12 protein-coding genes are annotated in these 13,538 nt (G+C 67.2%); 4 read left to right on the top strand and 8 right to left on the bottom strand.

Annotated elements, in window-relative coordinates:
* The first annotated feature begins 16 nt into the window (after positions 1 to 16).
* Positions 17 to 727: a response regulator gene (locus IPI67_04285; protein MBK7579406.1), complete on the top strand. Its 711-nt coding sequence runs from the start codon at positions 17 to 19 to the stop codon at positions 725 to 727.
* A gap of 30 nt (positions 728 to 757) precedes the next feature.
* Here IPI67_04285 and IPI67_04280 read toward each other — a convergent pair whose 3' ends face one another.
* Complete coding sequence (locus IPI67_04280; protein MBK7579405.1) at positions 758 to 1,108, bottom strand: PilZ domain-containing protein; 351 nt, start codon at positions 1,106 to 1,108, stop codon at positions 758 to 760.
* A gap of 116 nt (positions 1,109 to 1,224) precedes the next feature.
* On the bottom strand, positions 1,225 to 2,604 hold the full coding sequence (locus IPI67_04275; protein ID MBK7579404.1) for a hypothetical protein: 1,380 nt from the start codon (positions 2,602 to 2,604) through the stop codon (positions 1,225 to 1,227).
* A 177-nt stretch (positions 2,605 to 2,781) separates the two neighbouring features.
* Here IPI67_04275 and IPI67_04270 point away from each other — a divergent pair, with 177 nt between their 5' ends.
* On the top strand, positions 2,782 to 4,092 hold the full coding sequence (locus IPI67_04270) for a sigma 54-interacting transcriptional regulator (protein ID MBK7579403.1): 1,311 nt from the start codon (positions 2,782 to 2,784) through the stop codon (positions 4,090 to 4,092).
* A 3-nt stretch (positions 4,093 to 4,095) separates the two neighbouring features.
* Here IPI67_04270 and IPI67_04265 read toward each other — a convergent pair whose 3' ends face one another.
* The 6 genes from IPI67_04265 to IPI67_04240 form a co-directional block, all read right to left on the bottom strand.
* Positions 4,096 to 5,031 (bottom strand): hypothetical protein, encoded by a 936-nt coding sequence (locus IPI67_04265; protein ID MBK7579402.1) that lies wholly within the window; start codon positions 5,029 to 5,031, stop codon positions 4,096 to 4,098.
* Positions 5,028 to 6,707, bottom strand: coding sequence for a serine/threonine protein kinase (locus IPI67_04260; GenBank protein ID MBK7579401.1), 1,680 nt, complete (start codon positions 6,705 to 6,707; stop codon positions 5,028 to 5,030). Before IPI67_04260 ends, IPI67_04265 begins: the two co-directional genes overlap by 4 nt.
* A 13-nt stretch (positions 6,708 to 6,720) precedes the next feature.
* Positions 6,721 to 7,608 carry a hypothetical protein gene (locus IPI67_04255; GenBank protein MBK7579400.1) on the bottom strand — a complete coding sequence of 296 codons (888 nt, stop codon included), beginning with the start codon at positions 7,606 to 7,608 and terminating at the stop codon, positions 6,721 to 6,723.
* A gap of 29 nt (positions 7,609 to 7,637) precedes the next feature.
* Positions 7,638 to 7,859, bottom strand: coding sequence for a hypothetical protein (locus IPI67_04250; protein MBK7579399.1), 222 nt, complete (start codon positions 7,857 to 7,859; stop codon positions 7,638 to 7,640).
* 84 nt (positions 7,860 to 7,943) lie between these two features.
* The gene (locus tag IPI67_04245; GenBank protein ID MBK7579398.1) at positions 7,944 to 8,732 is read right to left on the bottom strand and encodes an enoyl-CoA hydratase/isomerase family protein; all 789 of its coding nucleotides are present in this window, start codon (positions 8,730 to 8,732) and stop codon (positions 7,944 to 7,946) included.
* The gene (locus IPI67_04240; protein MBK7579397.1) at positions 8,729 to 11,440 is read right to left on the bottom strand and encodes a HEAT repeat domain-containing protein; all 2,712 of its coding nucleotides are present in this window, start codon (positions 11,438 to 11,440) and stop codon (positions 8,729 to 8,731) included. Before IPI67_04240 ends, IPI67_04245 begins: the two co-directional genes overlap by 4 nt.
* 92 nt (positions 11,441 to 11,532) lie before the next feature.
* On the opposite strand from IPI67_04240, the gene IPI67_04235 reads away from it, so the two are divergent.
* Positions 11,533 to 11,991, top strand: a complete 459-nt coding sequence (locus tag IPI67_04235) for a hypothetical protein (GenBank protein MBK7579396.1) — start codon at positions 11,533 to 11,535, stop codon at positions 11,989 to 11,991.
* A gap of 86 nt (positions 11,992 to 12,077) precedes the next feature.
* On the top strand, positions 12,078 to 13,385 hold the full coding sequence (locus IPI67_04230) for a hypothetical protein (GenBank protein ID MBK7579395.1): 1,308 nt from the start codon (positions 12,078 to 12,080) through the stop codon (positions 13,383 to 13,385).
* Positions 13,386 to 13,538: the final 153 nt, after the last annotated feature.

Genomic DNA, 13,538 nt, shown 5'->3' with positions numbered 1-13,538 from the left:
CCACGAAGGGGCGGACATGGACCACGATCCCGAGCAACTGAACGTTCTCGTAATCGACGACGACGAGAACGTCCGCCGCCTGCTGGTCGACCTGGTGACGAGTCGCGGGCACCAGGCGTTGCCCGCAGGCTCTGCGGAGGAGGGCATGGCCCTCTTGCCCATCTGGACCTTCCAGGTTGCGTTCCTCGATCAGGGCCTGCCCGGCATGGAAGGCCTGGTGCTCGGGGAGTTTCTCCGGAAGAACAACCCGGACATGACCATCGCGCTGGTCACAGGGGAGGACGAGCCGCGCATCGAACGCGTGGCGCGCGATCTGGCCATCACCTTCATCGCAAAACCCTTCGAGGTGCGGCAAATTCAGGACGTGCTCGACGACGCGGTCTCGGAGGCGTTGGTGCGCAGTGCCCGGCGCAACCGCCAAGAAGATCCCGATTTCGCGCCGCCCATTTCGCGCTTCGTCAGCGAGATCGAGCAGAGCTTCGAGGTGCCGCACTTGCCGGAGCGGGTCGCGGAGCGGGTCACGTCGGTCGTCAAGCGCAAGCTGAACGACCTGCGCTCGGTCGGTCGTTACACAGAGCGGGATCGGGTCCTGGCGCTCGCGGGTCTGTTGACCGCGCGGGTCTTGGGTATCGATCTGCCCAAGACCCAGGGCGGTCTGACGCTGTACGAAGAGTACGATCAGATCATGCAACGTGAGGGCAGGCGCGTGGAGTTCGAAGACGGCTGAAGCGGTGAGTGTGCGCCGGCCGTTAGTGATTCATGCGGCGCGGCGGCGAGGAGGCCTGCGAGATGTCACCTGCTCTTGGTACATGCAGTCGAAGAGGAAGTCCGTCAGCCGAGCCTCGGAGACGTCATCCAGCGCAAGGTAGGTGTAGGCAACACGATTGCCGCGTTCACCGATGCGACGGGCCAACAGGTGGACCGGGCCATCGTTGAGCAGCAGCGTGGCTCGGAGATAGGGCCAAGGCGTCACCTTGAGCGCCCGCGGCACACACAAGAGCAGTCCGGTCTGCGACAGCTCGGTGCACTTGAGCGTGTAGCTGACCTTGCCCTGACGGGCGCTCAGGACGACGTTGGTCTTGGTACGGGGGCTCGTTCGCTTTTCCATTTCGACCTCCAGTAGTGGGCTTTGCACACGACATGCCGGAAGGTCAGGGCCCAGAAAGCGCGCAACGAGATGAGCTGGTCCACGTGCGTCCGGACCAAAGTTACATCCGGTCCGGATTATTCCTCGTCGGCTCGATCTCGAGGCGTGAAGCGCACGACGACTGCCTTCCGCTGGCCGAAGCCCGCGTTGATGGTCGCGCTGCGGCGCCCGAGCTCCGGGTGAATGAACGTCACGTTGTGGTTGCCAGGGCTGACCGAGACGTTGACCAGCGGCGTGCTGCCGAGCGGGCGTCCATCGAGGATCACGTTCGAGATCGGGATCGAGTTGAAGGTGAGCAGGGCCCCGGCGGCTGGTTTCGGCTGATAAGCCACGGGTGAGGGCGGCAGCGGGCTCGGTTCGGGCGTCGACTCCGGGGTTTCGAGGGGCAGCGCCGTCACCGCGATGGGCTCGTCGGGCCTGGGCGGCGGAGCAAGCGCAGGCTCCGGTGTTCGGGCCGCTCGCAGGGCAGGCTCTTCCGCGGCGAGCGCGAAGTGCAGTGAGGCGCGTTCGCCCTTGGCCACGCTGAAGCTACGAGCCGATCTCTGATCCGTGACCAGGTTTCGCACGTCGAGTTGATGCGAGCCCGGCTCGAGATCGACGCTGCAGGGTGTGGTGTCGCAGCGGAGCAGGCCGTCAACACTCACCTGCACCGTCCGAAGCGCAAGGCCCTTCGAGTCCGTGACGGTGACCAGCCCCTGCGCGCCCGCGGACGCGGAGCTTGGACTGGCGAACAACCACGCGCAGGTGAAGAGCACCGCACCCAGTGCGATCCCAGCCCCCGCCGCGCGGGCGGCTGGCCTCCGGACTCGCGGTGGGGGTGGTGGCGTCGACCAGGAGGTGGGACGCACGGAATGGGCCTCTGGCTCCCGCGCTGACGCGGGTTCGAAGTGACGCAGTGCGAAGTGGGGCAGCGGGCGGGGCGCCCGGCGTGTTCGTGCGCTGGATGAGGCGTGTGCGCCAAACCTCGGTGCGCAGACGTCCGGCCGGGTTGGCGCGGCCTCGTTGTTCCTTGGTTGCTCGTGTTTCCGCGCCGACGTGTCGAACCATGCCGGGCGAGCGGGGGGCTGTGTGGGCAGACCGCGGGGCAGGCTCGGCGCTGGCGGTAGAGCACCGAGTGCCGCCATCGGGAGCGAAGAGCCGTACGGGTTCGAGGGAGCCGGCGCGCTGGGCAAGTGAGGTGCGGGTGGCAGCGGAGAGCGGAGCAATCGCGCCGAGTCCGGGATCGCCGGCAGGGGCGGCAGGCCGAGGGCCGGCAGCTGGGGCGGCGGGGGCAGAGCGAAGCTCACCCGCTCGACCCCGCGACCCCCGCTCGGTCCCGGGGACGACAGAAACGGGCAGGTAAACGAGCCTGTGACCTCGGCGCTGAGGAACGACGGGTCCAGCTCCACCAGAGAGGGCTCGTCGGGGAGCAGCAGCTCGGGATCGATTTCGACCTCGGGCGGTGGGAGGGCACGCATGTCCCCTTGATTTGCAAGCCGTGGACCAGGTGCCGCCAGGCAATCCTGCGGTGTTTTTCGGCGAGATCGGGGAAATTATCGCGGGACTCTGGACGAGCCTCGCCCCGCGTCCGGACGGAGTACCGGACGTGGTCCGGAAGTAGCGGGTGGCACGGAGAGCTGTAAGATGCCCCGCGTATGGCCGATCGCACGGTCACCGAGGCCGCCTTCGACTATGCAGGTGCGGTAGGGCGAGCCCGCCGGGAGCTCGGCGTCGTCGTGGGTTTTTGCCGCGGCGAGCTGCCGTGGCTCGCGGCCGCTGTCTCGCCTTCGCTGACCGTGGGCCGGGATCAGACCGCCGATCTGACGGTCGAGGATCCGGGTGTGTCTCGCATCCATGTGCGGCTCGAAAACCGCGGAGCGGCGCTGTTCGTCACGGATCTCGGGAGCCGCAACGGAACCTTCGTCAATGGCGAGCGGATCGACTCGGCCGGAGTGCTGGCACCACTCGGCAGCGTCATCCGGGTCGGAAAGACCCTGCTGGTCTCCCTTGCAGACGTGTCGCCGTACACGGGCCGCAACGCACCGTTCTTCCCGGACCTCATCGGGGGCGCTTCGCTCGACGACGCTCGGATCGTCATCGACACCATCGCAACGACGAAGACACCGATCTTGATCTTGGGCGACACGGGGACTGGCAAAGAGGTCGTCGCTCGCGTGCTGCACCTTGCCAGCGGCCGCTCAGGTCAATTCGTGGCCCTGAACTGCGCTGCGGTGCCGAACGAGCTGGTGGACGCCGAGCTGTTTGGCCACACCCGCGGTGCGTTCTCCGGTGCGGTGGGATCGCGCGCCGGACTGTTCCGGACCGCCGACGGTGGCTCGCTCTTCCTCGACGAGATCGGTGAGCTGCCAGCGCCCGTCCAGGCCAAGTTGCTGCGTGTGCTGGAGACCGAGGAGATCCGCGCCGTCGGTGAGGACAAGATGACTCGAGTCGACGTTCGCATCGTCGCGGCCACGAATCGAGACGTCGACGCGATGGTCGAGGGCAGCGATTTCCGGGGTGACCTTCTGCATCGATTGTCCGGGCTCAGAGTGGTCCTGCCAGCGCTTCGGGAGCGCATCGAGGATCTGCCGGCGCTGTCGTTGCACTTTCTGCGGGAGCTCGCGGTGGGCATTTCGATTCAGTCGTTGGAGAGACTCATGCTGCACGCCTGGCCCGGCAACGTCAGGGAGCTGCGCAACGTGGTGCGCGCGGCGAGTGAGGTTGCCAAGCGACAGGGGCGGGCCGAGGTGGAACCGAGCGACATCTCGGTCGTGATTGGGGCAACCTCTGCGCGTGTCGGGCAGCCCAATCAAGAAGCGGAGCTCTCGGCCAAAGTCAGCCAGGTGCTCACCGAGACGGGAGGCAGCGTCCCGGATGCCGCTCAACGTCTGAGCATGAGTCGATCGGTGTTGTACGAAACGCTGCGGCGGTTGCGTATCGACCCCAAGGCCTTCCGTCCTCGATGACTCTCAGAATCGCCCGCTGAGCTGCAGGGAGCTCGGCCCCGCGCCGATGGCCAGGTCGGATTTGGGCTCCTTGTAAAATACCAAGACGCCGGCTCCGGCGGCGCCCAGCACCGCTGCGCTCACGAGCGCCACGTTCGTCCAGCGGTTCAGGCTGAGCGCGTGTTCGCGCGCGTCGCGATCGGTATGGCCGGAAGCGTCGTAGTCATCCTTGGCGCCGAGCGTGGCGCTTCTGAGCGCGACCGCTCCGACCGCCGCGACTGCACCCGCACCGACGCTGACCCAGGCTGCAGTGCGCCACGGAAAGGTCCCAGCGTCGTGCTGGTCTGCGGCTGGCGTCGGTTCACTCTCTGGTGGGTCACCACGCGATGCGTCGGGTTTGGTGGGAGGCGGAGCGAACACCACGAGGGTCTGCTGTTTGGCGCGCACGCGCACCCGGCGCGAAATCAAGCCGCCGTCGGCCATCGTGACTGTCACCAAGATCTCACCGGGCAACGCATGAAAGACGACCGGCGACCCCTTGTGTTTCAGCGGTGATACCTCGACGACGGCCCCCGGTGGCGCCTGGACTCGCAGGGTCCCCAGTCGTGAGCCGAGGCGCTCCAGGCGGGATTTTGCCTCGGTTGCTGCCTCGGCGCGCATGCCGAGCTCGAGCGCCCACGCAAAGGTGGTGGCGGCGCCGCCGCTATCGCCCGCAGCGTCGAGCGCGAGGCCGGCGTTGAACAGCGAGTCGCCATGCGGGGCGAGGCCGTAAGCGATCAGGAACTCGATCGCGGCGTCCCGCATTCGCCCCTGCTGATACAGGCTGAGGCCCGCGTCGAAATGCGCCGCTGCGCGCTCCTGCGCGGTCTCGCTCTGGGCGTGGCTCGGCGCGCAAATCGAGAGCGTCAATACGGCGGCGGCGAGCGCGCCGAAGAGAGAGCTTCGATGTCGTGCGGTCACGGCTTGTAAGGATTACCCAGCAGCTTCGGTGGTGTCGAGACCACTCCCGGCTTGCTCGGTGGAGCAGGCGGCCTGCGCTTCGGGGGCGGTTGGTGCGCGGCCTCGCCGCTACCGACCGCGGCGTCTGGTGTGACGGCGACCGGCTGCGGCTCGGGCGCCTCGACGGGCGCCGTCGCCGTCGGGGTGGGGGCCTGCGCAGGCGCCGCCGGCATGGTGCTAGCTGGGGAGCTGGCGGGGGTGCTCTCAGGCTTCGGCTCATCCCTGCCGAAGGCCGCGAACAGGAGCGCGACGAGCAGAAGCATCGCGCCCAGGGCCGCACCGAAAAGCAGCAGGCGCGGGCGCCGGGGCGGCATGATGGAGCGCGCCATCGTCGATATGCCGGCCGTGCCTGTCTGAGTCTGGTCGTTCGGCTGAGCCAGCGGTTCCAGGTGCAGGTCTTCCGTCGGTAGCGCGTCAACGAGGCGAGCATCCGCCACGGTCTCTGCCGTCGTGACAGTAGCGGCGCGCGCTTCGGGGGCCGTCAGAGTCGGTACGGTTGCGAGCGGCAGCGTGGGGTCATCGAAGGATACGTCGCGTGGGGCCGCGGCTTCTGCGACGGACCGAATGGCCGACGGTCCGCTCTGTTGCGAGGGGGACTCGCGCGAAACCAGCTGCTCCACCTGTTGCCGAAGCGTGTGCACCTCGCGGGCTTTCTCCCGGCGAACCCCCAAGCGACCTTCGAGCAGTGGGGTCAAGAACTGCGTGACCTCGCGGCGTTCGGCTCGGGCAATACCAGCCTCCCGCGCCGCATGCACCAGCGCTTCGGCGAAGGCGTCGGCGCTGGCAAAACGTTCCTCGACGTCCAGGCACAGCGCCTTGGCAATCACGTCGTCGATCGCCGGCGGGATCGAGCTCTCCACGGCGCGCACCCGCATCGGTGCCTCGCGCACGATCTTGAGCAAGATGGCGGCGTCGTTCGGGCCATCGTGCAGTCGTGAGCCGGTGAGTGACTCCCAAGCCAGCACGCCCGCGGCCCACACGTCCACACGCCGGTCGATGCTGTGACCCTGCGCCTGCTCCGGCGCCATGTAGGCGATCTTGCCCTTGATCAGCCCGGTCGCCGTGTTCCCGTGGCGCGACGTGGCCTTGGCGATGCCGAAATCTGCGAGCTTTGCCACACCGTCGATGCCGAGCAGAACGTTGTGCGGTGTCACATCCCGATGCACGAGGTTGAGCGGCTGGCCCTGTTCGTCCACCAGCTCGTGGGCCGCGTGCAGGCCCAGCAACAGATCGTCTAGCACTCGGAGTGTCACCGCGATCGGCATACGCTCGGACGCCTTCCTGAGCAGGCGCTGCACGCTGGCCAGTGATTCTCCCTCGACGTACTCCATGACGATGAAGACGCCGTGGGGGTCGTCGCCGACGTCGAGCACGGCAACGACGTTGGGGTGGCGGATTTTCCCCGCCAAGCGTGCCTCGTCGATCAACGAGCTGACGAAGTCTGGATCTTCCCGCAGGTGGAAGTGCGTGAGCTTCAGTGCGACGTCTCGCTCGAAGCCGCCGAGGCCGACTGCCCGCGCGAGGTAAACCGTCGCCATGCCACCGCTGGCAATGGGGAGGAGGACGTCATAACGTCCGAGCCGCTCGGGAAAGAGCGCTGGGTCCGAGAGGCGACGCGACTCGGGCGGGTGCGTCACGAGAAAAAGGCTATCACAGCGGCGGCCCCGGGGCTTTGCAGCAGCGAAATCCCAGGTGGTAGTTGCGGTGACTGTTCCAGTAGTCGACGCGGGTCGCGTGCCAGGCGGGCGCGCGCCAGCGGCAGTCGTCCTCGTGAGCTTCACCGCGCTCGAAGATGAACCAGCTGCCCTTCATCTCCGTCTCGCCCAGCCCGCCGTTTTGCCCCAGCTCCTTGGCGTTCATCGGCAGGTTCATGTGTTCGGCTGCGTTACCGTGTTGATCGTAGACACCGAAGCGGCTCACACACTCGGGGAACGCGCCGGCCGGATAGGTGTTCGAACCACAGGTCTCCCAGCCACCCCCTTCGCACTTCGAGCTCTTGCGCGAGCCCGTGCCGCATTTCTTGTGATCCTTCGTGGGGCCATACGCCCAGAGCTTCTGGCGCTTCTCGTTCTTGAAGAACTCCATTTCGATGCGCCGCGGCCGGTCCCAGAGGTACTCCGCTTCGGCGGGTAAGAGCTCACCGGCGCACGCCCCCTCCCACTCGTGGGCGTCACACAGGCGTTTGCCTACCGCGTGGCATAGCTGCGAGGCCTCCTGGGCAGAGGCATAGACCAGCGGATACTCACACGGGATGTTCGGGAACTCGTACTGGTCGACGCAGACCTCCGGCGGGCCGGCGTCCCCCTTGCTGCTCATGGGGACCATGTTCTTCGCGCCACAGGTGGCGGCGTTCTGCCTCTCCACTTCCAGCGTCCTGTCCGAGTGCAGCCCGGCACGCTCGCGGATCTCGAAACACGCGCTGCGTGTCATCGGGTGGAGGGTGACCTCGGGGTTGCCCTCGCTGATCACGCGCGTCTTTTCGATGATCTCGCGCAGCTTGGCGAGCTGAGTGTCGTCGACCCCGAGCTCTTCGAGCATGCGTTGGTAGATGCGCTCGCGCTGCGCGCTCAGATTCTGCGGTAGCTCGTCGCCGGGCCGCCGAGGGCGCGGTTGGTCGGCGAGGCCTCGACCCCCGCGTCGACTGGCGGTGTGTCGACCGGGGCGTCGGCAGTCGGCGCCGGTCCTTTCGCGCCGTTCATCGCGTTGGATGACGGCCTGCTTGCGCGCCAGAGCACGGCGCTCGTTGCCAGCGCAACGAGCACACCGGCAAGCCAGCGCTTGCGGCTCATACGCCTCGCCCACGCCGTCGTGGCGCGCCGAGCGACCGCTTCCCATCGGTCTTTCCGCTTCCGCCCTTCACGGCAACCGCTCGCTCAAATGCCCTTGAAAGCCGGTCTTCGCTTCTCGGCGAACGCGCGCAGCGCCTCGCTGCGATCCTCGCTGCGAAGGCACTCGTCGTAGAGCAGACGCTCGAGCTCCAGCCCGTGTTCGAGCGCGGTCTCGAAGGAGAGATCGATGGCGCCGAGCGCTGCACGCTGGGCGATTGGCGCACCTTCGCGGATCGGCTTCAGCCACTCGAAGGTGTCCTCGACCACCGAGGTGCCCGTCGGAGTCACGCGGTTCACCAGCCCGAATGCCAGCGCTTCGTCGGCAGTCAGCCGGCGGCCGAGCAGGATCAGCTCTTTCGCCCGCGCTTCGCCGACGACCCTCGGTAAACGCTGGGTGCCGCCGGCGCCGGGGATGATCCCGATGCTGGTCTCGGGCAGGCCGAGCACCGCGTGAGCAGCGGCGACCCGGAGATCACACAGCAGGGCAAGCTCGAGGCCGCCGCCGAGGGCCACGCCGTTGATCGCCGCGACGACCGGCACGCGGCAGTGGTCGAGCCAGCCGAGCTCACTGCGATACGCCTTCACCTGATCGCGTACGGCGTCCTGGTTCATGCCCTGTCGCTCTTTGAGATCCGCCCCGGCACAGAAGGCTTTCTCCCCGGTGGCCGTCACGATCACGGCGCGCAGCTCCGGGTCCCCGCTCAGCTCTTCGCCGATGCGGCCGAAAGCGGCGAGCGTGGCGCGGGAGAGGGTGTTCAAACGCTCGGGGCGATCGATCGTCAACAGCGCGACGCCTTCGCGCCGTTCGAGCTTGACCGGAACTTCGTCGTTCACGTCTTCCTCCGGGTGGTCTTCTTCTTCTTGGTCGCCGTCGCCGCCCGGGGTTTCACGGAGCGCTTGGCCACGCGCTTGACCCCGCGCTTGGGTTTGTCAGGCGCGCTATCCGCCGCCGCTTTGCTCTCCTCCGCCGGCTCGTCGTTGGGAGGTTCCGCCGAGGCTTTCGCCTTCTTCTTCTGCTCCAGCTTGGCGAGGCGAACCTGCAGCTCGGACAGCTCGTTCTTCAGCGCCTCCACGTCATCTCGGATCAGCTTTCGGTCGCTCGATCCGGCGTTGCCCATGTCGCGCAGGGCTTCGCGGATGCGGCGGGCCACGCGTCCGTCCAGGTCGCGGTCCAGCGCACGCCGCAGCGGACCGCGACTCTTGAGATCGCCCAACGAGACCAGGGCGTTGACGGCGTCGATGCGCAAGTGCGGATCGTGGTCGTCGAGCAACTCCTCGAAGTGGACGCGGGCCTTGCGACTGTCCGACAGGCGCGCGAGGGCAGAGATGGCCGCGCGGCGTCCGCGCGTCGGGTAGCCGTAACGCGTTCGCTTCATCACGTCGGCGACGGCGTCGTCGTCGCCCAGCCACGCCATGCCGTCGAGGGCGCCGGCCCGGCCGACGTCCGCCCACGACTTCTTGTCGATCAGCTCGCGCAGCACCTTGAGTGCGTGTTTTTGCCGGGTTTTCCCCAGGCTTCGCAGGGCGTCGGCGCTGACCAGATAACTTGGGTCGCGGCGCGCCAATTTTTCGAGCGCCTTGGCCGCCGCGGGCACACGGAACACACCGAGAGCACGCGCCACCGCGCGCCGGACCTTCGGGTGGTCGACGTTCACGCTCTCGAGCAGCGCATCGAGGGCTTGCTCTCCTCGCACCTTCCCCAACGCAGCCGCGGCCTCGGCGCGAACCATCCAGGTCTCGTCGGGTTTGGCCAGCGCCGTCGCCAGCGCGGTCACGCTCGGCAGATCCGAGCGTTTGCCGAGCGCTTGCGCCGCGACCCAGCGCAGGCGTGCCGAGCTCCCGCTCTCGAGCTGGTTCCGCAACATGTCTGCCGGCACTTCCAGCGTGACCTCACCGACAATCCGCAGCTCCGGATCGACGCCGACCCAGGCGGGTCGCTCGTGGCAGCTCACGACCAGTGCGTCGTTGTCGTTCGTGACGGACTTCGTGTGGCGCTGAGTACGCCCCGCCTTGTCCGCGACCTCGATCTCGAGCTCGAAGGCAAAGACGGCCGTTTCTCCGGGCTTCTGTGTCTGTTTTACGCTGACCGTGAGCAGGCCGTCGTCGTACCCGACCTTCAGTTTCACGGCGGGGTGTCCGGGACGATAGACCCAAGCATCGAAGAAGCGTTCGAACGAGCGACCACTCACCTCCTCGAAGGCCCGCATCAAGTCGTTCGTCTCGACGACACCGTGGGCGTGGCGCGTGAGGTACGTGTTGATGCCGCGCCAGAACAGCGCGTCGCCCAGCTCGAGCCGCAACATGTGCAGCACCAGGCAGCCCTTCTCGTACAGGTGTCGGTCGAACAGATCGATAGGCAGCGAGTAGTCGCGGCACACGATGGGCCGCTGGTAGCGCCCGGCCGCCTCGGACAGGTACGAGTCTCGCTCCCCCTCGATGCCGTACAGGTACTCGTCCGGGCCCAGGCGATCTTCGCGCTCCACCTGCTCGAAGAAGGTGGCAAATCCCTCGTTCAGCCAGCCGTGGGACCAGTCTCGGCAGGTGACGAAGTCACCGAACCACTGATGGGCCAGCTCGTGGGCTACGAGGTCGTGGCTCACGATGTCGAGCGCGGCGCGGGCGTCGAGCAAGATGTGCTCGTACATCGTGGTGGCCGTGGTGTTCTCCATGCCGCCGAAGATGAAGTCACTCACCACCACCTGGGAGTAACGGCTCCAGGGGTAGGCCACTCCGGTGAGCTTGCTGAACAGCTCCAGCATGCGAGGTGTCTCGGAGAACGCCCGCACGCCGTCGGCGCGTTTGCCTTCGGGGACCCAGTAGCTGACGGGGACGCTGCGCCCGTCCGCGACGACGGCGTCGCGATCTTCGATCACGTCGAAGCGTCCGGCTACCAGTGTCATCAGGTAGCTCGGGTGCGGCCGGTCCATCTTGAAGTGGAACACCCACGGGCTCGCACCCTTCGGCGTGTCCTTGAACACCAGCTCGCCGTTCGACAGCACCGAGAACCCCTCCGAGACACGCACGCGCATCTCGGTCGTCATCTTGACGTGGGGTTTGTCGTGGCACGGGAACCAGTGACGCGCGTCCTCGTCCTGGCACTGACTCCAGACCTGCTCCGGCCGGTCTTTGACCACAGCGTCGGGAGCAAGGAAGTAGAGTCCACGCTTCGGGGTCGCTCGATAGTCGATCTCGATCTTCCCACGCTCGACTCGAACCGGAATGCTGATGCGGAGCTGGTCTCCGTCGTATTCGTAGGGCACGTCAGACCAACCGCCGCCGGTGTCGATGCGCACACGCTTGAGCTCGAAGCCGAGTGCGTCGAGCACGAGGCTGTCGTGTTTGGGCGAAACCCGCTCGAACTCGAGGGTCGCCGCGCCCGACACAGACTTCTTGCTGATGTGCAGCTGCAGGTCCAGGCCGAGGTGCAAGATCCGAAACGGTCGGTCGCGCTCGTATTTCCGCTCGGTGCCGGCGATGGCAAACGCCGCCGCTGGAGCCGCCGCACACGAGCAGCGGGCGTGGTGCCGCTGAGAGAGGGTCATGGGGGGATGATCGAATAACCCGGCGTGAACGGGGACGGCAAGCCGAGCTGCCTTGGGTTAAGCTCTCGCACATGGTCTGCCGTCCGCTTTCGATGCTTTTCGCCCTGGCGTTGCTCGCCTGCTCGTCGGACGACGGCACGACACCGGGCACGGGTGGCAGCGGCGGCGGCGCTGGGACGAGCGCCGGTGGTGGTGCGGGCGGCAGCGCTGCCGCCGGCAGTGGAGGCTCGACCGGCAGCGGGGGTTCGGCAGGAGTTGCCGGCGCCGCGGGGGCCGACACCTGGGACAACTTCGCCAAGGGTTTCTTCGAGAAGTACTGCTGGGAGTGTCACGGCGCCGGCGACGCGCGCGACTACTCGCTCTTGGCATCCGTGATCAACGACCAGGACAAGATCGCGTGTGGCGTGGCCACCACCAAGCTGTCGGGCTGCGGTTCATTCCCACCGCCGAAACAGTTCCCCATCGACAACGCGAGCAAGTCGAACCCCAAGCCGACGGACGCCGAGCGCGACCGGTTGATCGCGTGGCTGCAGGCCGGGGCAAAGAACTGAAGGCAGGCAGGGCAGACCGTACGCTTTTCGCGCGTACGCGCAGCGGGGTTGGCGGCCTGGCACCCGCCCGGCTAAGCTCATCCCCGATGCGAACGCTCGGCCGGTGGCTATTCGCGGGGCTATTCGTTGCTCCGGTGTCGTGTGCATTCCTTCTCGACTTCGACGAGCTGAAGTCCGGTTCGGGGGATGCGGGCCCGGACTCGTCACTCGGCGGGACGTCTTCGACGGGCGGCGCTGCGGGAACCGGAGGGGTAGCCGGGGCGAGTGGCAGCGGCGGGGCTGCTGGGGGTGATGGGGCCGCGGGCACCGGCGGTGTTGCCGGGTCCGACGCGGGGGACGCGGGACCGTTGGATCAGTTTCCCGAGCAGGTTGCCCAGGCGATCTGCGCCAAGCTCTCCAGCTGCTACGGGCCCCCGGCCATGCCGGTGATCTTTGGTGATGCGGACTGCGCCACGCTCTTGAAGTCGACGCTGCTCAACGCCACTTTTGCCCCGGCCGCCGACTCCGTGGCCGCCGGCAAGATCAAGGTCGACCCCGCGAAGGTGGGCCAGTGTCTGGCCGACTTCGCCAAGCTCGAGTGCGGCAAAGTGAGCGCCGATTTCCCGGAAGCCTGTCGGACGGTGCTCGAAGGCAAGGTATCGGGAACGACACCCTGCGCTCACAAGCTAGAGTGCGCCCCCGGCAACTATTGCGATCTGAAAGCAGGTTGCGGGACGGCAACCTGCAAGCCATTTGGAAAGGCGACTGACCCTTGTTCGGATGCGCAGCCGTGCGCAGCCGGCCTCGGTTGTGTGAAGGCAAGCGTCGACGCCGGTGCTGGGACGTGCGTCCCGCTGGCGAAGTTGGACGCCGAGTGCAAGGGAGCAAGTCAGCCCGATTGTGAGATCGGGCTCTTGTGCTGGGGTGGGAGCCCGACGGTCGCTGGGCACTGCCTGGATCCGAAAGGTGTGTTCACGGGGGCTGAGAACGACCTCTGCTCGAGCTGGACCGCGGTGTTCGGAGACGGCGGCGGGATCAAGCTCTGCAAGGCCGGGACCTACTGCGACGTCTACGCTTGGCTGACTCCCAACAAGTGTCTTCCCGCTGCGATCGTCAATGCGCCGTGTGAGAAGACGTTGCCGGACCAGTGCCCAAGCGGGCAGTACTGTGAGAAGCCCAGCGCCATCAAGCCAACCGCGTGCCTTCCCATGCCGGCGAACGGAGAGGACTGCGCGGCACCGCTCTCCCTCAAGGGCCGCTGCGCTGCCTATCACGTGTGCGACGGCAAGACCTGCCGGCTGCTCCGCAACAACGGAGAGGCTTGCTCCTTGAATTTCGACTGCTACAGCGGTTTCTGCGACAGCGGCGCTGGCAAATCGAACAAGTGCCTGCCCGCCGCGTGTCCCATCAAGTGACCCGAGAAGCCCGGAGCCCGCGCCACAACTGCCCGCTCTCGTGGCTCCCCACGCGACGCAGGCTGAGCCCTCCGCCCTGTCCTTCTTTGTCCCAGCACCCCCGCAGGGCGCCGCTTCCCGCGCCAAATCCCCCGCGCGCCGCCCTCGTCTTTG

This window comes from Myxococcales bacterium (genome assembly GCA_016706225.1).
GTDB lineage: Bacteria > Myxococcota_A > Polyangia > Polyangiales > Polyangiaceae > JADJKB01.
Note: the sequence above shows the minus strand (reverse complement) of the source record. Positions and strands in the feature narration are given on the sequence as shown.

Coding starts and splice junctions, on each gene's coding strand:
- IPI67_04280 (MBK7579405.1), bottom strand. CDS start 1,108: ATGGAAAAGCGAACGAGCCCCCGTACCAAGACCAACGTCGTCCTGAGC.
- IPI67_04240 (MBK7579397.1), bottom strand. CDS start 11,440: ATGACCCTCTCTCAGCGGCACCACGCCCGCTGCTCGTGTGCGGCGGCT.
- IPI67_04255 (MBK7579400.1), bottom strand. CDS start 7,608: ATGCTCGAAGAGCTCGGGGTCGACGACACTCAGCTCGCCAAGCTGCGC.
- IPI67_04250 (MBK7579399.1), bottom strand. CDS start 7,859: ATGAGCCGCAAGCGCTGGCTTGCCGGTGTGCTCGTTGCGCTGGCAACG.
- IPI67_04285 (MBK7579406.1), top strand. CDS start 17: ATGGACCACGATCCCGAGCAACTGAACGTTCTCGTAATCGACGACGAC.
- IPI67_04270 (MBK7579403.1), top strand. CDS start 2,782: ATGGCCGATCGCACGGTCACCGAGGCCGCCTTCGACTATGCAGGTGCG.
- IPI67_04230 (MBK7579395.1), top strand. CDS start 12,078: ATGCGAACGCTCGGCCGGTGGCTATTCGCGGGGCTATTCGTTGCTCCG.
- IPI67_04275 (MBK7579404.1), bottom strand. CDS start 2,604: ATGCGTGCCCTCCCACCGCCCGAGGTCGAAATCGATCCCGAGCTGCTG.
- IPI67_04235 (MBK7579396.1), top strand. CDS start 11,533: ATGCTTTTCGCCCTGGCGTTGCTCGCCTGCTCGTCGGACGACGGCACG.